This window comes from Pseudokineococcus basanitobsidens (genome assembly GCF_037482545.1).
Taxonomy (GTDB): domain Bacteria; phylum Actinomycetota; class Actinomycetes; order Actinomycetales; family Quadrisphaeraceae; genus Pseudokineococcus; species Pseudokineococcus basanitobsidens.
This window is the reverse complement of sequence record NZ_JBBIAA010000005.1, coordinates 81,648-100,585: the sequence shown is the minus strand read 5'-3', so window position 1 is coordinate 100,585 and position 18,938 is coordinate 81,648. Positions and strand designations below refer to the sequence as shown.

The window sequence follows — 18,938 nt, the reverse complement described above, 5'->3', positions numbered from 1 at the left end:
CAGGAACAGGCCGCCGCCCGTCCGTGCTGGTCCGGGAGAACGCCGCGGTCCCCGGGCCCGGCGCAGCGTCCCCGCCGCGCGACGTCGCGGCCACCAGCACCCAGGAGGTATCCCCGTGAAGGTCGTCACCGTCGGAGCTCACGGCAAGATCGCGCGCCGTCTCACCACCCGCCTCGTCGCCGGCGGCCACGAGGTGACCGGTGTCATCCGGTCGCAGGACCAGGTCGCCGACCTCGAGGCCGACGGCGCGTCCGCGGTCGTCCTCGACATCGAGACGGCGTCGTCGACGGAGCTGGAGCCGCACGTGCGCGGCGCCGACGCCGTCGTCTTCGCCGCCGGCGCCGGTGGCAAGGGCGGCCCGGAGCGCAAGACCCAGGTGGACCGCGACGGCGCGCTCAAGCTCGCCGACGCCGCCTCCGTGGCCGGCGTCCGCCGCTACCTGCTCGTGTCGTCGACCGGCCTGGAGGCCGTCGTCGACGGCGCGACGCCGGACGACGTCGACCCGGGCTTCGTGGACTACCTGCGGGCCAAGCTCGCCGCCGAGGACGCGCTGCGCTCCCGCCCCGAGCTCGACCTCACGGTCGTGCGCCCCGGGATGCTCACCGACGACGAGGGCACCGGGCGGGTGACCCTGACCCGCAGCACCGTCGAGCGCGCCTCCGTCCCGCGCGCCGACGTCGCCGCGGTGCTCGCCGCGCTGCTCCAGGCGCCGGGGACGGCGGGGGAGACCCTCGAGCTCGTCTCCGGGGACGTCCCCGTGGAGGAGGCCGTCGCGGCGCTCGCCTGAACGTCCGGCCGGACGGTTCGCCGAGCGCCCGACCCGAGCACGGCCCGGTCCCCGCGGGGACCGGGCCGTGCTGCTCCCGGTCACGTCCGGCCGGCCGGCCACCGTCCGGCGCCGCTGCCCCGAGCAGCACCTCCGCCCCGTCCGCCGGAGCCCTCCTGGTGCCGGCGCCCGGGACCCGGCACCCTGACCGCCATGACGACCATCGGGATCCTCGGCGGCATGAGCTGGGAGTCGACGGCCCTGTACTACCGGCTCGCGAACGAGCTGGTGCGCGAGCGTCGCGGGGGCCTGGCGAGCGCCGACCTGCTCGTGCGCAGCCTCGACTTCGAGACCGTCCGCACCCTGCAGCTCGAGGACCGGTGGGACGACGCAGCGGCCCTGCTGCGTCGCGAGGGTCTCGCCCTGCAGGGTGCCGGCGCCGGGGTGGTCCTGCTGGCCACCAACTACATGCACAAGGCGGCGGTTCCCCTCGAGGAGGCCCTCGACGTGCCCTTCCTCCACCTCGCCGACGTCGTCGCCGCCGCCGCCCACGGGGTGGGAGCCGGCGTGGTGGGCCTGCTCGGTGCCGGGGGGACGATGCGCGAGGACTTCTACGCCGACCGCCTCGCCCGCTCGGACCTGCGGGTGCTCGTGCCGGACGCACCGCAGGTCGAGCGGGTGGACCGGGCCGTCTTCGACGAGCTGTGCCGCGGCGTGCTGTCCCGGACGACGCGCGCGGACCTGCGGTCCGTCGTCGCGGGGCTCGTCGCCCGGGGGGCGCGGGCGGTGGCCCTCGCGTGCACCGAGCTCGAGCTGCTGCTCGGGCCCGAGGACGCCGACGTCCCGCTGCTGCCCTCGGCCCGCCTGCACGTCGAGGCGGCGCTGGGCGCGGTCGGGAGGGGGTGACCGCCGCGGCCGCCGACGCGGCGGCCCGCTCTGTCAGCCGTCGGCCAGCCGCTGGAAGAGCACGTGGTCCTGCCAGCGGCCGGCGATGCGCAGGTACCGCGGCGCGTACCCGATCTCATCGAAGCCGTTGCGGCGCAGCACCTTCTGCGACCGGACGTTGTTCGGCAGGGTGGCGGCCCGGAGCCGGTGGAGCTCCATGTCGCCGAAGGCCCGGCCGAGGACCTGCGCGACGGCGGCGCCCGCGACACCGCGCCCGCCCGCCTGCTGCGACACCCAGTAGCCCACGTGCCCGCTCTGGAAGGCGCCGCGCACGACGTCGGAGACCGTGGTCCGGCCCACGACCTCGCCGTCGAGGAGGACGACGCCCGACCAGCGCGTCCCGGCCGCGTGCCCCGCGAGCGCGGCCTCGACGTCGGCCCGCTGCCCCTCCTCGGTGGCGAAGGCCTCGTCCCTGCGGGGCTCGTAGGGCGCGAGGACGTCCCGCTCGGAGACGGCCAGCCGGGCCAGCACGGGGACGTCGTCAAGACGGACGAGACGGACGTCGACGCGCACGGGCGCGAGCGTAGGGACGTCCGCCCCCGGCCGTCACGGGCTCAGGGGCGGCGACCGGCCAGCGCCACGAGCTGGTCCAGCGGCTCGGGCGAGTCCGTCGGCCGTGCGGTGCCGAAGTGGCCCGAGCCGGCGAGCTGCTCGGCGTGCGCCCGAGCCCAGGCCAGGCTGTGGTCGGCGCAGCCGCGGTCGGCCGGGGGCTCGACCGGGTGGCCGGCGGCCGCGAGGGCCCGGCGCACGTCCCAGGCGTGCACGACGAGGTCGAGCAGGAGCCGCTCGGCGAGCTCGGACGCCGGCGCGCGCTCCCCGCGCAGCAGCACGGTCGCGTCCTCGGGGGCACCGGCCCAGGCGATGGTCGCGGCGGCTGCGACGGCGCGCCAGGCCGCACGCGGGTCCTGGCCGAGGCCGTCGTCCCCGCCCTCCCGAGCGGGCGGCTCGTCGCCGCGCAGGACGTGCGGCACGCGACGGTGCTGGGCGGCGACGTGGGCGGCGACCGCCCGCACGTCCCACCCGCTCGACGGCGTCGGGGCCGCCCACGCCCCGCAGGCGGCGGCGGCGTCGACGCCGGCCGTGAAGACGCGGACGGCGTCCGGCAGCAGGTCCCTCGCCGTGCCGTCGTCCACGTCCGCCGTGGACGTCGCGAGCAGCGGGGCGGCCGCCGGGTCGACGCCGCCGGACCTGGCCGTGGCGAGCAGCGGCGCCGCGGCCGGGTCGCCCCCGGGGGCCGCCCCCTCGAACCCTGCGGGCCAGGTCACAGGGTCTGGCCGCCGTCGACGTACAGCGTCTGGCCGGTGACGTAGGAGGCCTCGTCGGAGGCGAGGAAGGCGACGGCCTCGGCGATGTCGGCCGGCTGCCCGATGCGGCCGACGGGCGTGCGCTCGGCGACGGCGGCGCGGTAGTCCTCCGGCGTCATCCCCAGCCGCTCGGCCGTGGCGTCGGTCATGTCGCTCTGCACGAAACCGGGAGCCACGGCGTTGGCCGTGACGCCGAAGCGGCCGAGCTCGACGGCGAGGGTGCGGGTGAAGCCCTGCAGGCCCATCTTCGCCGTGGAGTAGTTGGCCTGGCCGCGGCTGCCGAGGGCGCTCACGGACGAGAGGCTGATGATCCGCCCCCTCCTCTGCTCGACCATCGGGGCCTGCACCGCCCGGGAGACGAGGAAGGCACCCCGCAGGTGCACGGCCATCACCGTGTCCCAGTCCTCCTCGCTCATCCGGAAGAGCAGGTTGTCGCGCGTCACGCCGGCGTTGTTGACGGCGACGTCGAGGCTCCCCAGCTCCTCGACCACGCGGCGCACCCCGGCCGCCACCGCGTCCGCGTCGGTGACGTCGACGGCGAGGCCCAGCGTGCGGGGGGTGCCTCCCCCTGCGCCCGCGGGCACGCTCGAGGCGATCTCCGCCGCGCTGGCCTCGGCCCGCTCCCCGTCGAGGTCGAGGACCGCCACGGCGGCCCCGCCCGCGGCGAGGCGCCGGCCGATCGCCGCGCCGATGCCCCGTCCGCCGCCGGTGACGAGCGCCACCCTGCCCTCGACGCCTGCCATGGGTCCTCCTGCTGCTCGTCGTCGGCCCGCGTCGTCACGGGCCCGTGCCTCCGGCACGCTAGCCGCGAGGCGAGGACGGCGCCGGTGCGCGTGTCGGCGTACCGGGGCGGGGACGCCTCCGCGACAGTGGGGCCATGAAGGTCCTCGTCACGGGAGCCAGCGGCAACGTCGGGACGGCGCTGCGGCGCCGGCTCGCGCGCGAGGACGACGTCGAGGTGGTCGGGCTCGTGCGCCGGCCGCCGCGGGAGGACGCCGGGGTGCGCTGGGTCTCCGCCGACCTGGCGTCCCCGTCCTCGGTGCCGGTGCTCGAGCGGGAGCTGGAGGACGCCGACGCCGTCGTCCACCTGGCGTGGCGGCTGCAGCCGAGCCACGACGTGGCCGCCATGCACGCGGTCAACGTCGACGGGACCCGGCGGGTCGCGACGGCCGCCGCCGCGGCGGGCGTCCACCTCGTGCACGCGTCCTCGGTGGGGGCCTACGCACCGCGCGCGGTGCCCGTGCCCGACGGGACCCCGGCCGACGAGGGCGGTCCGGACCCCCGGGACGCCGTCGGGGAGGACTGGCCGACCACCGGCATCGCCTCGTCCACGTACAGCCGGCACAAGGTCGCGGCCGAGCGCGTCCTCGACGAGGTGCAGCGGTCCTGGCCGCAGGCCCGCGTCGCGCGGATGCGCCCGGGCCTCGTGCTGCAGGGCGACGCGGGTGCGGAGATCGGCCGGTACTTCCTCGGCGGGCTGGTCCCTGCGTCCCTCGTGCGGCGCGTCCTGCTGCCGGTGCTCCCCCTGCCGGAGGAGGCCGTCTTCCAGGTCGTCCACGCCGACGACGTCGCCGAGGCGGTGCTCCGCATGCTGCGCGCGCGGGCGACCGGTCCCTTCAACCTCGTCGCCGGGCCGGTGCTCGGACCGATGGACGTGGCGCAGGCGCTGCAGGTGCAGCGGGTGCCCCGTCTGCCGGTGGCCGTGCTCCGGGGGCTGGCCGCCGTCACCTGGCGCGCCCGCCTGCAGCCGACGGAGGCCGGCTGGGTGGACCTGCTGACGCAGGTGCCGCTGCTGTCGTCGGCGCTGGCCCGCGCCGAGCTGGGCTGGGAGCCGGGCGTCCGCGCCGACCACGCGCTCGTCGAGCTGGTCGAGGGCCTGTCCGCCGGCCGCGGCGCGCCGACCCCGCCGCTCGTGCCGCGCCGCGGCCTCGCGCACCGGCGCTCGCCGGACGGCACGGCCCGCACGGGCAGCGGCGGGGTCTGAGCGAGCCCGGCTCACCCGGCGACGGCCAGCGCGAAGGGCAGGACCTGGACGCCGGCCCGCCGCAGCTGCCGGCCGGCCACGACCATGGTCCAGCGCGTGTCGACGACGTCGTCGACGAGCAGCACCGGGCCGTCGGAGCCGGGCGGCAGCCGGGCGACGAGCGCCTCGGCGTCGCCGAAGGCGCCCCACACGCCCGCGAGGCGGAAGGCGCTGTTGCCCGAGCCCGCGCGGGCCGGCGGGTGGTCGGGCGCGAGCGGCAGTGCCCCGAGGTAGGGCAGCCGGCCCACTTGGGCGATCCCGGTGGCGAGGCTCTCCACGAGGGTGGGACGCCCGCGGGAGGGGACGGACGCCACGGCCACCGGTCGCCGCTCCCAGTCCCAGGCCGCGAGAACGGGGACGACGGCGCGCAGCACGTCGGGGGGCACGGGCACGTCGCGCACTCCCGACCGGTCGCCGGAGACGTCGCCGAGCAGCTCCCGCAGCCGGGGGCCCATGCCCAGGTCGCTCGTCCGGGCCAGGGCGCGCCCCGTCCCGAGCTGCTCGTCCGCGCTGATCCGCCCCTTCACCGGCACGCCCAGGCGGTCGGCGCCGGTGGGCCACTGCGCCCGCGGCTCGACCGTCGTGCCCGCTCGCCGCAGCGCCGCCGACGCCGCCTCCCGGGCGTCGTCGGGCAGGTCGGTCGGGTACCAGGGCCCGGCGCAGCGGTCGCAGCGCCCGCACGGCGCCGCCGTGGCGTCGTCGAGCGCCTCCTGGAGGAAGGCCATCCGGCAGCCCTGCGTGCGCTCGTAGGCCACCATCGCCTGCTGCTCGGCGGTCCGGGTGGCGGCGACCTGCTCGTACCGCTCGGCGTCGTAGTCCCACGGGCGTCCCGTCGCCGTCCACCCGCCGCGCACGCGCTCGACCGCGCCGTCGACGGCGAGGACCTTGAGCAGCAGCTCCAGGCGCGTGCGGCGGACGTCGGCGACGGCCTCCAGGGCCGCGGCGCTCACCGGCCGGGACGCGGTGGCGAGCGCGTCGAGGACCGCGGTGGCGTCCTCCTGGCGCGGCATGCTCGCCGTCGCGAAGTAGGCCCACACGGCGCGGTCCTCGCGCCCGGGCAGCAGCAGCACGTCGGCGCGGTCGACGGCGCGCCCGGCCCGGCCGACCTGCTGGTAGTAGCTGACGGGGGAGGACGGCGCCCCGAGGTGCACGACGAAGCCGAGGTCGGGCTTGTCGAAGCCCATGCCGAGCGCGGAGGTGGCGACGAGGGCCTTGACCCGGTTCTCCCGCAGCGCCGCCTCGGCCTCGCGGCGGTCGGCGTCGTCGGTCCGCCCGGTGTAGGCCTGCACCTCGTGCCCCGCGGCCCGCAGCGCCGCCGCGGTGTCCTCCGCGGCGGCGACCGTCAGCGTGTAGACGATGCCCGAGCCCGGCAGGTCGGGCAGGTGCGCCGAGAGCCACGCGAGGCGGGCGGCGTCGTCGGGGAGGTCCAGGACGCCCAGGCGCAACGAGTCGCGGGCCAGGGGCCCGCGGACGGTGAGCACCTCGACGGGGCGCTGCGAGCCCGGCGCCGGGGCCGACAGCTGCTCGGCCACGTCGGCGACGACGCGGGCGTTGGCGGTCGCCGTGGTCGCCAGCACCGGCGTCGCGGCGGGCAGGCGGCCGAGCAGGTCCTTGATGCGGCGGTAGTCGGGCCGGAAGTCGTGGCCCCAGTCGGAGATGCAGTGGGCCTCGTCGACGACGAGCAGACCCGTGCGGGCCAGCAGGTCGGGCAGCACCTCGGCGGCGAACTGCGGGTTGACGAGCCGCTCGGGGGAGATGAGCAGGACGTCCACCTCGTCGGCGGCCAGCGCCGTCAGCGCGTCCTGGGTCTCGTGCGCCGTGGCCGAGGAGATCTCCACGGCCCGGACCCCGGCGCGCGCGGCCGCGGCCACCTGGTCGCGCATCAGCGCGAGCAGCGGCGAGACGAGCAGCGTGGGACCGGCCCCCCGAGCCCGCAGCAACGAGGTGGCGACGAAGTAGACGGCCGACTTGCCCCACCCGGTGCGCTGGACGACGAGCGCCCGCGCCCGGCGGTCGACCAGCGCCTCGACCGCCTCGCCCTGCCCGTCCCGCAGCGCGGCGTCGTCCCGGCCGACGAGCCGGCGCAGGACCGCGGCCGCCTCGGCGGCGGTGCTGCCGGGGCCGGCGGTGCCGCCGGTGCCGGCAGGAGGGCTCTGGTCCAGCGCGGTGTCCACGGGTGTGGACGCTACGGGTGGCCGCCGACAGCCCTCGGCGTCCGTCCACAGCGCCGGGCGCCGTAGCGTCGTCCGCCGTGAGAGCGCTCGTGCTGCGGGAGTTCGGGGTCGAGCCGGAGGTCGAGGAGGTGCCCGACCCCCGTCCGCCCGTGGACGGCGTCGTGCTCCGGGTCGGTGCGAGCGGGCTGTGCCGCAGCGACTGGCACGCCTTCGCCGGCCACGACCCCGACGTCGTCGTCCCGCAGGTGCTGGGGCACGAGCTCGTCGGGGTCGTCGAGCGCATCGGCGAGGACGTGACGCGGTGGCACCCGGGGGACCGGGTGACGACGCCCTTCGTCTGCGGCTGCGGCCGCTGCCCCACGTGCCGGGGCGGCGACCCGCAGGTGTGCCCGCACCAGCGGCAGCCCGGCTTCACCGACGACGGCTCCCTCGCCGAGCTCGTCGCGCTGCACCACGCCGACGCGAACCTCGTGGCGCTCCCGCCCGAGACGGACGGCGGCCCGGGCGACGTCGCCGCGGCGGCGCTCGGCTGCCGCACGGCCACGGCCTACCGCGCACTGGCCCTGCGGGCCCGGCTCCGCGCCGGGGAGCCGGTCGTCGTCCTCGGCTGCGGGGGCGTGGGCCTGTCGGCGGTCGTGCTCGCGAGGGCGCTGGGCGCCGGGGTCGTCGTGGCCGTCGACGTCTCCCCGGCCGCTCTGGCGCGGGCGCGCTCGCTCGGCGCCGACGTCACGGTGAGCGCCTCTGCCGCAACGGGTCCGAGTACGGGTGAGGACGACGACGTCGTGGTCGAGGTCCTCGCCGCGACCGGCGGCGGCGCTGCCGTCGCCGTCGAGGCCCTGGGGTCGGCACGGACGCTCGCGCAGGGGGTCTGGTCGCTGCGGCGCCGTGGCCGCCTCGTCCAGGTGGGGCTGCTGCCGCCCGGCCCCGACGGGCGGGGACGGCCGCGGGTGCCGATGGAGCGCGTCATCGGCCACGAGCTCGACGTCCTCGGCAGCCACGGCATGGCGGCGTCGGACTACCCCGGGCTGCTCGACCTCGTGACCGCCGGCGCCCTGCGCCCGGGCGACCTCGTCGGCGACGTGCTGCCGCTCGCCGAGGCCGGACGGGCGCTCGTCGACCTGCCCGCCCGGACGGGCGCGGGCGTCGTCGTCGTCGAGCCCTGGCGCTGACCCGGCCGCTCGCGCAGCCGCCCGACGACGACAGTGGTCGGCACCCGTGACCGTGCACGGTCACGGATGCCGACCACTGCTGCGCGGCTGCGGGCCGGGGCCCTCCGCGTCCGCCACGGCGTCGTGCTCGGGCGCCGCCCCCGCGACCAGCGCGACGAGGTCGTCGCCGTCCACCCAGCGCGTCGGCACCGGGGCCCGCGCGGCGCGCCGGACGAGCCGGTCCGCGGCCAGCGGGGCGGGCGAGGCCACGACGACGGCGTTGGCGTAGCGGCGACCCCGCAGCAGCCCGGTCTCGGCGAGGACGCCGACGTGCTCGAAGACCGTCGCCGTGGTGGCGACCTCGCGGCGCAGCCGGGTCAGCGGCGGGCGGTCGGCGACGTTGGCGAGGTAGGTGCCGTCCGGGCGGAGCACCCGCGCGACGTCGGCGACGAACTCGGCGGTGCGCACGTGCCGAGGCGTGACGTCCTTCGCGAAGACGTCGCGCACGACGGCGTCGGCGCTGCCCTCCCGGCGGGTCGCGAGCCGCTCGCGCGCGTCGCCGACCTGCAGCCGCAGGGCGGGGGCGCGGGGGAGGTCGAACCACTCGCGCACGAGCCGGGCGAGGTCCTCGTCCACCTCGACGGCGACCTGCCGCGACCCGGGGCGCGTCGCGTCGACGTACCGGGCGAGAGCGCACCCGGCGGCGCCGAGGTGCACGACGTCCAGCGGCGCGCCGGCGGGGTCACGCTCGTCGAGGACGTCCGCCATCCACCGCAGGTACTCGAACTCGAGCACCGTGGGGTCGCCGGTGTGCACCGAGGAGCTGGCGACGCCGTTGACGAAGACCGTCCACGCGTGCTCGTCGCTGCCGTCGCGCGCGAGCTCGACGACGCCGGAGGCGGTCGACCACGTGCCGGGCTCGGGGCGGGGGACGGGGCGGCGGGGCACGCCGACAGCATCGTCGCCGCGGGAGCCGCGTCGCACGTCCGACCGAGGAGGGACCCGGCGGGTCCCGTGCTCGCGACCCTCCGGGCGAGCCGCTGCCCGTCGAGGGGCAGGACGCGAGGACGGCGCCTCGGCGACGGCCGGACGGTCGCCGTCAGTCGCCCTGCGGCCGCCGCCGCAGGGCCTTCGTCCGCCCGCGGGAGGTCTTCGCGTCGACCCGCCGGGCCCGCGCGCGGCGCGAGGGCGCGCTCGGCCGGCGGGCGCGCGGCGGAGGGGCCAGGCCCTCGCGGACGAGGGCGGCGAGGCGCTCGCGGGCGCTCGTGCGGTTGCGACGCTGCTCGCGGTGCTCGGCCGCGCGCACGACGAGCTCCCCGTCGACGAGGCGGCCTCCCAGGCGCTCGAGGAGCCGCTCGCGCTGCGGGGCGGTCAGGGCCCGGGAGGTCGAGGGCGCCCAGCGCAGCTCGACCCGGGAGTCGGTGGTGTTGACGCCCTGCCCGCCCGGGCCGCCCGCGCGGCTGAAGCGCCACGACAGCTCGGCCGCGGGCAGCGACACCCCTCGGGTCACCCGCAGGTCGCCCGCGGCGTCGGGGCGGGGGCCACCGGCGTCGGCGGCCGGGGTCCGGGGCACGTCCCCAGCATGCCGCCCGCGGCGCGGGTGCGCCCGTACCGTGACGGCCGTGGAGACGGCCCGGGGCAGCGCGCGTGCCGGGACGCCCCCGCCGTCGACCGGCCCTGCCGCCGAGGCGCCACGCGCGCGGACCGCCGTCGACGACGCGGTGGAGGTCTACCTGCAGCACCTGCGCGTGGAGCGGGGCCTGTCCGAGAACACCCTTGCCGCCTACCGCCGTGACCTGGCCCGCTACGCCGACTTCCTCGCGGGCGCGTCCCGCACGCGACCGGGGGACGTCCGGCCGCCGGACGTGAGCGCCTACGCGACCGCCCTCGGCACGGGGGCCGACGGCCGCGCCGTCCTCACGGCGAGCTCGCGCAAGCGTGCGGTCGTCGCCGTGCGCGGTCTGCACCGCTTCCTCGCCGAGGAGGGTCTCGCGGACGCCGACCCGTCGCGCGAGGTGCGCCCGCCCGCCGAGCCCCGGCGCCTGCCCAAGGCCATCGGCGTCGCCGAGGTCGGCCGCCTGCTGGACGCCGCGGCGGTCGGCGACGGCCCGGCCGCGCTGCGCGACCGCGCCCTGCTGGAGCTGCTCTACGGCTCCGGCGCGCGCATCTCCGAGGTGGTGGGGCTCGACGTCGACGACGTCGGTGACGTGCTCGACCCCGAGGTCGCGAGGGCCCCGGGGGACGGGGTCCCCCCGGAGGGCCTGCTGCGCCTGCGCGGCAAGGGGGACAAGGAACGCGTCGTGCCGCTGGGTCGCTACGCGCGGACGGCGCTGGAGGCCTACCTCGTCCGCGGGCGACCGGCCCTCGCCGCGGGCGGGCGCGGCGGGCCGGCGCTCTTCCTCGGCGGGCGGGGGGCGCGGATGTCCCGCCAGAGCGCGTGGGCGGTGCTGCACGCCGCAGGGGAGCGGGCGCAGCTGGCGGGCAGCGTGTCCCCGCACACGCTGCGGCACTCCTTCGCCACGCACCTGCTCGAGGGGGGCGCCGACGTGCGCGTCGTCCAGGAGCTGCTGGGCCACGCCTCCGTGACGACGACGCAGGCGTACACGCTGGTCACGGCGGACGCGCTGCGCGAGGTCTTCGCCGCGGCGCACCCCCGCGCGCGCTGAGCGCGATGGCCCCCGGTCGTCCAGGCCGCCTCCGGGGCCGACGAGGGACGGCGCGCGGGCCGCGGGGCGGAGGTGGTTCACTCCGCCGGGCGCCCGTCGGGGTGCGCCGGGGGGCACGACGCACGACGACCGGAGACCCTGTGCACGTCCCGCCTCCCCTGACCGCCGTCGCACGCCAGGCGTGGCGGGCCCTGCCCGTCGCCACGCGCCGGTCCCTGGTCCACCGCCGGGTCTACGGCGCCTTCCCCGACCGTCGGCGGCCCCGGACCTTCAACGAGAAGCTGGACCGGCGGATGCTGCACGACCGTCGACCCCGGCTGGTCACGGCCTGCGACAAGCTCGCGGCCAAGGAGGTCGCCGCCGCGGCCGGGGTCCTCCCGGCGCGCACCCTCTGGGTCGGCACGGACGTGCGGGATCTCGCCGGGCGGGACCTCGGCGAGCGATGGGTCCTCAAGCCCAACCACCGCGGCGGCGGGCTCGTGCACCTCGGCACGGGCCGCCCGGACGTGGCGCGGCTGGCGGACGTCGCCCGCGGCTGGCTCGACCCGAGCACCGACGAGCTGCGGATGGGGGAGTGGGCCTACTCCGGGGCCCGGCGCCTGCTCCTGGCCGAGGAACGTCTGGGTGTCCCGGGCGAGGACCTCGTCGACTGGAAGGTGCACGTCTTCGACGGCGAGCCCGCGCTCGTCCAGGTCCACCACGGCCGGTTCGGGGACCACCGCGTGCGCTACTACCGGCCCGACTGGTCGCCGACCGAGGTGGGCATCCGTGCCGCCCGCACGGCCGACCTCGTCCCGCCGCCCCGCCACCTCGCCGCGGTGCTCGACGCGGCGGCCCGCCTCGGGCGCGGCTGGGACTACGTCCGCGTGGACCTCTACGCCCCGGCCGAGGGCGTCCGCTTCGGCGAGCTGACGGTCTACCCCGGCAGCGGGCTGACGGACTTCCCCGACGACCCGTGGCTGGACCACGAGCTCGGGCAGCGGTGGGTCCTGCCGCCCGAGGTCGCCGTCTCGACCCGCCTCCGGCGACGCGGCTAGGGTCGCGCCGGTGAGCAGCGACACGAGTGCGCCCGGCCAGACGGCGCTCGACGTGCCCAGCACCGGCCTCGGACCCACCGGCCGGCCGGTCCCCGAGTTCCCCGTGCCGCCGCCCCTGGCCTCGCACGGGCCGGCCCGCGTCATCGCGATGTGCAACCAGAAGGGCGGCGTCGGCAAGACGACGACCACCATCAACCTCGGTGCCGCGCTCGCCGAGCTCGGCCGCCGCGTGCTCCTCGTCGACTTCGACCCGCAGGGGGCGCTGAGCGCCGGCGTCGGCGTCTCGGCGCACGACCGCGAGACGACCGTCTACACGCTGCTCGTGGACCGCTCTGCCCGCACCCGGGACGCGATCGTGCCGACGCGGGTCGAGGGCATGGACGTCGTGCCCGCCAACATCGACCTGTCGGCCGCCGAGGTCCAGCTCGTCGCCGAGGTCGCCCGGGAGAACCTCCTCGCGCGGGCGCTGCGGCCCGTGCTCGACGACTACGACGTCGTGCTCGTCGACTGCCAGCCCTCGCTGGGCCTGCTCACCGTCAACGCGCTGACCGCCGCGCACGGCGTCGTCATCCCGCTGGAGTGCGAGTACTTCGCCCTGCGCGGGGTCGCGCTGCTCGTCGAGACGATCGACAAGGTCCAGGACCGGCTGAACCCGCGCCTGCAGGTCGACGGCATCCTCGCGACGATGTACGACTCGCGGACGCTGCACAGCCGCGAGGTCGTGGCGCGGGTCGTCGAGGCCTTCGGCGACCAGGTCTTCCACACCGTCGTGGGACGGACGGTGAAGTTCCCCGACGCCAGCGTGGCGGCCGAGCCGATCACCACCTACGCCACGAACCACCCGGCCGCGGCCTCCTACCGGCAGCTGGCCCGCGAGCTCGTCGCCCGTGGCGACGCCGCCTGAGGCGGCCGCACCCGACGTGCCGCCGGGCGACGCCCCGGCCGTGCGCCGGCGGCCCGGCGGCCGGGCGGCGCCCTTCGAGGTGCACCTGGACGTCTTCACCGGGCCGTTCGACCTGCTCCTGCAGCTCATCACCAAGCACCGCCTCGACGTGACCGAGGTCTCGCTCGCGGCGGTCACCGACGAGTTCGTCGCGCACCTGCGCGGCGCGGGAGGCCTCGGCGGGACGGACGGCGACGGCGGGGACGAGTGGGACCTCGGCCAGGCGAGCGAGTTCCTCGTCGTCGCGGCCACGCTGCTCGAGCTCAAGGCCGCCCGGCTGCTGCCCGGCACCCAGGTCGACGCGGAGGAGGACCTGGCGCTCCTGGAGGCGCGGGACCTCCTCTTCGCCCGGCTCCTGCAGTACCGGGCCTACAAGGACGTCTCCGGTGTCCTCGCCGAGCGGCTCGAGCGCTCCGCCGCGCGCACGCCGCGCTCGGCGGGGCTCGAGCCCTGGCTCGCCCGGCTGCTGCCCGAGCTCGTGTGGCGCACGACGCCCGAGCAGCTCGCCGCGCTCGCCGCCCGCGCGTCCCTCCCGCGGCCGGCGCCACCCGGCGTGGGGCTCGACCACCTGCACGCCCCGGCGGTCAGCGTCCGCGACGAGGCGCGCGTCGTCGTCCGCCACCTCTCCCGGGCGGGGACCGCGACGTTCCGCGACCTGTCCGCGGACGCGGGGTCGCTGCTCGTCGTCGTCGCCCGCTTCCTCGCCCTGCTCGAGCTCTTCCGCGACGGCTCCGTCGCCCTCGACCAGGCCGACGCGCTCGGCGAGCTGACGGTCCGGTGGACCAGGCCGCCCGCCGCAGCAGGCGCGGCCGACGACGAGCTCGAGGACGTGCTCGCCGGGGTCGGGGAGCCCGAGGACGACGGCGGGCCCGCGCCGGCGCCCGCGCCGGGCGAGGATGGCGCCCCGTGAGCAGGGCCGGCAGCGACGAGGGCAGCAGCGACGAGCGGACCACCGACGCGGTCGGGCCGCCGTCCGAGGAGCGGGGGGTCGACGAGTTGCGGGTCGACGAGCTGCCGGGCGGGCTGCGGGCGGCGGTCGAGGCCGTGCTCATGGTGGTCGACGAGCCGGTCGCCGCGGAGGCGCTCGCCGCGGCGGTGCAGGCCCCGCTCGAGCACGTGCAGAACGTCCTCGAGGCGCTGGGGCGCGAGTACGCGGCGGACGAGCGGGGCTTCGAGCTGCGCCGCGCCGGCGCGGGCTGGCGGGTCTACAGCCGCGCCGACCTCGCCGGCCTCGTCGGCCGCTTCGTCCGCGACGGCCAGACCGCGCGCCTGTCGCAGGCCGCGCTGGAGACGCTGGCGATCATCGCCTACCGCCAGCCCGTCAGCCGGGCGCGCGTCGCCGCGGTGCGCGGGGTCGACGTCGACGGCGTCGTCCGCACGCTGCTCGCGCGGGGGCTCGTCGTCGAGGTGGGTCGGCACCCCGCGTCGGGTGCCATGCTCTACGGGACGACGCCCTCCTTCCTCGAGCGGATGGGGCTGGCCAGCCTCGACGAGCTGCCGCCCCTGGCCCCGTTCCTGCCCGAGGGCGCGGACCTCGACGACCTGATGACGGAAGGACAGCTGTGAGCGACGACGGACGCGGGCGCGGAACGGGGGGCCCGAGAGGTCGCTCAGGAGGCCGCCCCGGAGGCGCCCGGGGAGCGGGCGGCGGACGCCCGTCGTCCGGCGGCGGCAGGCCCGGGTCGACGGGAGGCGGCTCCGGTCGTGCGGCGCCCGGCGGCGGCAGGCCCGGTGCCGGACGTCCCGGTGCCGGACGTCCCTCCGCCTCTGGGCCACGGCCGGACCGGGCGGGCGCACCGGGCGGGCGCCGCGGTGCCCGGCCCGACTCCCGGCCCGACCCCCGGCCCGATTCCCGGCCCGACTCCCGGCCCGACCCGAGGCCCGGCTCCCGGCCGCAGCGCGGCGGCGCCGACGCCCGTCCCGGCTCCCGGTCGGACGACCGGCGCGGCGGTGCCGCGGACGCGCGGCGCACGGACGCCGGCCGCCCGGGGGACCGGCGCCGGACCCCCGAGGAGATCGCCGAGGAGCGCCGTCGCAACCACCGCGGTCCCGGCGTCGGCCGTGGCCCGCAGGGCACGAGCGGCCGCGGGCAGTCCGCTCGCGGCGGCTCGCGGCGGCCGGCGGGGACCGCGCGGGGCGCCGCCGCCGGGCCCGGGGCGCCGCCCCCGCGCCGGGGAGCGGACCACGCCGCGGTCCGCGACGTCCACGTCGAGGGCGGCGTGCGCCTGCAGAAGGTGCTGGCGCAGGCCGGGGTCGGCTCGCGGCGCACGTGCGAGGACCTCATCGCGGCCGGCCGCGTCAGCGTCGACGACGTCGTCGTCACCGAGCTCGGCGTCCGCGTCGACCCGGCGGCCCAGGCCGTGCACGTCGACGGGCTGCGCGTCGTCCTCGACGACACCAAGGTCTACCTCGCGCTCAACAAGCCGCTCGGCGTCGTCTCGACGATGTCGGACCCGGACGGGCGCCCCTGCATCGGGGACCTGCTCGAGCAGCGCGCGCAGCGCCTCTTCCACGTCGGCCGGCTCGACGTGGACACCGAGGGCCTCATCCTCGTGACCAACGACGGGGAGCTCGCCAACCGTCTGCAGCACCCCTCCTGGGAGGTGCCCAAGACCTACCTCGCCCAGGTGCTCGGGCCCATCCCGCGCGACCTCGGCCGACGGCTGCGCGAGGGCGTCGAGCTCGAGGACGGCCCGGTCACGGTCGACTCCTTCCGCCTCGTCGACTCCCAGCCGGGGCGCGCGCTCGTCGAGGTGGTGCTGCACGAGGGGCGCAACCACATCGTCCGGCGCCTGCTCGCGGAGGTCGGCCACCCCGTCGAGCAGCTCGTCCGCACGCGCATCGGCCCGGTCCTGCTGGGGGACATGCTCCCCGGCCGCTCGCGGGCCCTGGCCCGCCCCGAGCTCGGTCGGCTGATGGCCGACGTCGGGCTCTGACCGCGGCGCGGACGCGCCCTGCGGCCGGGGTCCGCGCCCGGGGTCCGGTCCCCGGTCACCGGGGACCGGCGGGCGCGCACCCTGGTTAGCCTCGCGCCCGGCGCGGCGTCCGCGGCGCCGGTGCGGCGGGTGGCGGCGAGGGGTGCGCGATGGCGGTGCGGGCGGTCCGGGGGGCGACGCAGCTGGACGTCGACGAGCGCGAGCACCTGCTCGCCTCGACGCGGGAGCTCGTGACGGCGGTCCTGCAGGCCAACCCCCTGGGCCCCGAGGACCTCATCTCCGTCGTCTTCACCGTGACCCCCGACCTGCGCTCGGAGTTCCCCGCCGTCGCGGCGCGCGAGCTCGGCCTCGGCGACGTGCCGCTCCTGTGCTGCACGGAGATCGACGTGCCCGGCGCCATGCCCCGCGTCGTCCGGCTCATGGCCCACGCCGAGATGGACGTCCCCCGCGCGCAGGTGCGCCACGTCTACCTGCGCGGGGCGGTCGCGCTGCGGCGGGACATCGCCCAGTGACGGCGCCCTCGGGGGGCCCGTCCGGGACCGACGGCACCGACCTCGTCGCCGGGACGGTCCACGTCGGCGGGACGGTGCTCGTCGTCGGGACCGGGCTCCTCGGCGCGAGCGCCGGGCTCGCCCTGCGGGCGCGCGGCGTCGACGTGGCGCTCGCGGACCCCTCGCCCACCGCGGCCGCGCTCGCCCGCGACGTCGGCGCCGGCCGCCCGGCCGGGACGGGGGAGGAGCCGGCGCTCGTCCTCGTCGCCGCCCCGCCCGACGTCACCGCCGACGTCGTCGCCGACCGGCTGCTGGCCCACCCCGGGGCCGTCGTCACCGACGTCGCGAGCGTCAAGGGGGCCGTCCTGCGGGGCGTCACCGACCGGCTCGCGGCGGCGGGCGCGCCGCAGGCGCTCGCCCGGTACGTCGGGGGCCACCCGATGGCCGGGCGGGAGCGCTCCGGGGCCACGAGCGCCCGCGCGGACCTCTTCACGGGCCGCCCGTGGGTGCTCGTGCCGCCGCCCGGGACGGGGGCCCAGGGGGACGCGGCGCTGGCCCGCGTCCGCGCGCTCGTCGCCGACTGCCGCGGCACACCCGTCGTCATGGACGCGGCGGCGCACGACGAGGCCGTGGCGCTCGTGTCCCACCTGCCGCAGGTCGCGGCGAGCCTCGTGGCCGCCCGCCTGCTCGACGCCGGCGACGAGGCCGTGGCGCTGTCCGGCCAGGGACTGCGCGACGTGACCCGCATCGCCGCGAGCGACCCCGGGCTGTGGGTCCAGATCCTCGGGGCCAACGCCGCCCCGGTCGCCCGCGCGCTGCACGCGCTGCGGGCGGACCTCGACGAGGTCCTCGGCGCCCTCGACGCCCTCGCGGCGGACGCCGGGGCCGTGGGCGCCCGCGCGCGCGTGGCTCGCGCCGTCGACACCGGGGGGGCGGGCGTGGCCCGCGTACCCGGCAAGCACGGGTCCGTCCCCGTCCCGTACGAGGTCGTGACGGTCCTCGTGCCGGACGAGCCGGGACGCCTGGCGCGCCTGCTCGCCGACGTCGGCGAGATCGGGGTGAACCTCGAGGACCTCGTGCTCGAGCACGCCCAGGGGCGCCCCGTCGGCCTCGCGGAGATCTCCGTCCTGCCGGCGGGACGGCCGCGCCTGGAGGCCGAGCTGCCCCGCCGCGGGTGGCGCGTCGCCGGCTGACGGCGCGCGGGGGGGCGTGCGGGGGCGCGCCGGGACGTGCCGTCGCACGAGGGACGGTCCGCCCCGCCGCGGCGACTACCCTGGGCGCGACCTGGTCGCCCGACCCGGCGCACGCCCCCGGCCCCGGGTGCCCCCCAGCGGCCGTCCGGGGCGGCGAGGGGGCGCCGGTCCCGACCCGCACCCGCCACCCGGAGGGACCCGCATGCCCGCTCCTCGCCCGCTCGTCGTCGCCGTGGACGGTCCCTCGGGGTCCGGCAAGTCGAGCGTGAGCCGGGCGCTGGCGCAGCGGCTCGGCACGGACTACCTCGACACCGGTGCGACCTACCGCGCGGTGTGCTGGTGGTGCCTGGAGCACGACGTCGACCTCCAGGACCGCGGCGCCGTCGCCGAGGCGGCGCGCCAGATGGACCTCGAGCTGGGCACCGACCCCTCGGCGCCGTGGGTGCGCGTCGAGGGCCGCACGGTCACCGAGCACCTGCGGGAGAGCCGCGTGTCGGCCGCCGTCAGCGCCGTCGCCACCAACCTCGACGTGCGCGCCGAGCTGCGGCGGCGCCAGCGCGCCGTCGTCGAGCTGGCGCGGCGCGGGCGCGGGGTCGTCGCGGAGGGGCGTGACACCACCACGGTCGTCGTCCCGGACGCCGACGTGCGCGTGCTGCTCGTCGCCGACGAGGAGGCCCGGCTGGCGCGGCGCTCCCGCGACGTCCACGGCCGCGACGACGCGGCGTCCCGCGAGCTCACGCGGGACGAGGTCGTGCGCCGCGACCGCGACGACGCGACGGTCTCGGAGTTCTCCGTGGCCGCCGACGGCGTCGTCACGGTCGACTCCTCGGCGATGACGCTGGAGGAGACGGTGCTCGCCGTCCTCGCCGTGGTCGAGGGCGCCGTCCCCGGCTCCGTCCCGGTCGGGGCGCTCCCCGCCGACGTCGCCCGCGGCGCGGAGCGGGCGGGCGCCCGGTGAGCCGGCCCGCCGCCGCCCGCGAGCTGCCGGGCACCTTCGGGCCCCGCTGGGGCAAGCCCGTCGGGTGGGTGCTCGCCCGGACGCTGTGGAGCGTGACGCGCTCCGGGGCGGACAACGTGCCGGACGAGGGCCCGGTGCTCCTCGCGAGCAACCACCTGGGCTTCCTCGACGGGCCGCTGCTCATGGGCATGGCGCCGCGCGGGACGCACTTCCTCGTGAAGAAGGAGATGTTCACGGGCCCGCTCGGCGTCGTCCTGCGCGGCTGCGGGCAGATCCCGGTGGACCGCACCGGTGACCGCGGCGCCCTCGTGACGGCCGTCGGCGTCCTGCGCCGCGGCGGGTCCGTCGGGGTCT

Annotated in this window: 20 protein-coding genes; 14 read left to right on the top strand and 6 right to left on the bottom strand. The window is 78.4% G+C overall.

Annotated features, from left to right (window positions below; translation table 11 throughout):
• Positions 1-115 precede the first annotated feature (115 nt).
• Together WDZ17_RS07095 and WDZ17_RS07090 are read left to right on the top strand one after the other, a co-directional pair.
• Positions 116-787 (top strand): NAD(P)H-binding protein, encoded by a 672-nt coding sequence (locus WDZ17_RS07095; protein WP_339574445.1) that lies wholly within the window; start codon positions 116-118, stop codon positions 785-787.
• A gap of 192 nt (positions 788-979) precedes the next feature.
• The gene (locus tag WDZ17_RS07090; protein WP_339574444.1) at positions 980-1,672 is read left to right on the top strand and encodes an aspartate/glutamate racemase family protein; all 693 of its coding nucleotides are present in this window, start codon (positions 980-982) and stop codon (positions 1,670-1,672) included.
• Positions 1,673-1,705: 33 nt separating this feature from the next.
• Here the strand turns inward: WDZ17_RS07090 and WDZ17_RS07085 are convergent, their stop codons facing one another.
• Genes WDZ17_RS07085 through fabG form a run of 3 tightly spaced genes read right to left on the bottom strand, consistent with a single transcriptional unit; the run spans position 1,706 to position 3,758 of the window.
• Positions 1,706-2,224: a GNAT family N-acetyltransferase gene (locus WDZ17_RS07085; protein WP_339574443.1), complete on the bottom strand. Its 519-nt coding sequence runs from the start codon at positions 2,222-2,224 to the stop codon at positions 1,706-1,708.
• A 41-nt stretch (positions 2,225-2,265) separates the two neighbouring features.
• Positions 2,266-2,976: a maleylpyruvate isomerase N-terminal domain-containing protein gene (locus tag WDZ17_RS07080; protein ID WP_339574442.1), complete on the bottom strand. Its 711-nt coding sequence runs from the start codon at positions 2,974-2,976 to the stop codon at positions 2,266-2,268.
• Positions 2,973-3,758 carry a 3-oxoacyl-ACP reductase FabG gene (gene fabG, locus WDZ17_RS07075; protein WP_339574441.1) on the bottom strand — a complete coding sequence of 262 codons (786 nt, stop codon included), beginning with the start codon at positions 3,756-3,758 and terminating at the stop codon, positions 2,973-2,975. Before fabG ends, WDZ17_RS07080 begins: the two co-directional genes overlap by 4 nt.
• A gap of 134 nt (positions 3,759-3,892) precedes the next feature.
• Here fabG and WDZ17_RS07070 point away from each other — a divergent pair, with 134 nt between their 5' ends.
• Positions 3,893-4,999 carry an NAD-dependent epimerase/dehydratase family protein gene (locus WDZ17_RS07070; protein WP_339574440.1) on the top strand — a complete coding sequence of 369 codons (1,107 nt, stop codon included), beginning with the start codon at positions 3,893-3,895 and terminating at the stop codon, positions 4,997-4,999.
• Between the two features lie 11 nt (positions 5,000-5,010).
• On the opposite strand, the gene WDZ17_RS07065 is transcribed toward WDZ17_RS07070, so the two are convergent.
• Positions 5,011-7,212 carry a RecQ family ATP-dependent DNA helicase gene (locus WDZ17_RS07065; protein ID WP_339574439.1) on the bottom strand — a complete coding sequence of 734 codons (2,202 nt, stop codon included), beginning with the start codon at positions 7,210-7,212 and terminating at the stop codon, positions 5,011-5,013.
• Between the two features lie 77 nt (positions 7,213-7,289).
• Between WDZ17_RS07065 and WDZ17_RS07060 the strand changes: the two genes are divergently transcribed.
• A complete protein-coding gene (locus WDZ17_RS07060; protein WP_339574438.1) occupies positions 7,290-8,381 on the top strand; it encodes a zinc-binding dehydrogenase in 1,092 nt (363 codons plus the stop codon).
• 60 nt (positions 8,382-8,441) lie between these two features.
• Here the strand turns inward: WDZ17_RS07060 and WDZ17_RS07055 are convergent, their stop codons facing one another.
• Positions 8,442-9,308: a spermidine synthase gene (locus tag WDZ17_RS07055; protein ID WP_339574437.1), complete on the bottom strand. Its 867-nt coding sequence runs from the start codon at positions 9,306-9,308 to the stop codon at positions 8,442-8,444.
• 151 nt (positions 9,309-9,459) lie between these two features.
• On the bottom strand, positions 9,460-9,933 hold the full coding sequence (gene arfB / locus WDZ17_RS07050; protein WP_339574436.1) for an alternative ribosome rescue aminoacyl-tRNA hydrolase ArfB: 474 nt from the start codon (positions 9,931-9,933) through the stop codon (positions 9,460-9,462).
• A 49-nt stretch (positions 9,934-9,982) separates the two neighbouring features.
• Here arfB and WDZ17_RS07045 point away from each other — a divergent pair, with 49 nt between their 5' ends.
• From WDZ17_RS07045 to WDZ17_RS07000, 10 genes are all read left to right on the top strand, one after another.
• A complete protein-coding gene (locus WDZ17_RS07045; RefSeq protein ID WP_339574435.1) occupies positions 9,983-11,026 on the top strand; it encodes a site-specific tyrosine recombinase XerD in 1,044 nt (347 codons plus the stop codon).
• Between the two features lie 140 nt (positions 11,027-11,166).
• On the top strand, positions 11,167-12,063 hold the full coding sequence (locus tag WDZ17_RS07040; protein WP_339574434.1) for an ATP-grasp fold amidoligase family protein: 897 nt from the start codon (positions 11,167-11,169) through the stop codon (positions 12,061-12,063).
• A gap of 10 nt (positions 12,064-12,073) precedes the next feature.
• A complete protein-coding gene (locus tag WDZ17_RS07035; RefSeq protein ID WP_339574433.1) occupies positions 12,074-12,967 on the top strand; it encodes a ParA family protein in 894 nt (297 codons plus the stop codon).
• The gene (locus tag WDZ17_RS07030) at positions 12,951-13,916 is read left to right on the top strand and encodes a segregation and condensation protein A (RefSeq protein WP_339574432.1); all 966 of its coding nucleotides are present in this window, start codon (positions 12,951-12,953) and stop codon (positions 13,914-13,916) included. Before WDZ17_RS07035 ends, WDZ17_RS07030 begins: the two co-directional genes overlap by 17 nt.
• A complete protein-coding gene (gene scpB / locus WDZ17_RS07025; RefSeq protein WP_339574431.1) occupies positions 13,913-14,572 on the top strand; it encodes an SMC-Scp complex subunit ScpB in 660 nt (219 codons plus the stop codon). The genes WDZ17_RS07030 and scpB overlap by 4 nt, the downstream gene beginning before the upstream one ends.
• Before the next feature lie 653 nt (positions 14,573-15,225).
• A complete protein-coding gene (locus tag WDZ17_RS07020; protein WP_339574430.1) occupies positions 15,226-15,942 on the top strand; it encodes a pseudouridine synthase in 717 nt (238 codons plus the stop codon).
• Between the two features lie 149 nt (positions 15,943-16,091).
• Positions 16,092-16,454 (top strand): chorismate mutase, encoded by a 363-nt coding sequence (gene aroH / locus WDZ17_RS07015; protein ID WP_339574429.1) that lies wholly within the window; start codon positions 16,092-16,094, stop codon positions 16,452-16,454.
• Complete coding sequence (locus tag WDZ17_RS07010) at positions 16,451-17,626, top strand: prephenate dehydrogenase (RefSeq protein WP_339574428.1); 1,176 nt, start codon at positions 16,451-16,453, stop codon at positions 17,624-17,626. Before aroH ends, WDZ17_RS07010 begins: the two co-directional genes overlap by 4 nt.
• Positions 17,627-17,828: 202 nt before the next feature.
• Entirely contained in the window at positions 17,829-18,584 is a 756-nt protein-coding gene (cmk, locus tag WDZ17_RS07005; RefSeq protein ID WP_339574427.1) for a (d)CMP kinase, read from the top strand.
• Positions 18,581-18,938: lysophospholipid acyltransferase family protein (locus WDZ17_RS07000; RefSeq protein WP_339574426.1), on the top strand; the 358-nt coding region annotated here is incomplete at its 3' end. The genes cmk and WDZ17_RS07000, both read left to right, overlap by 4 nt.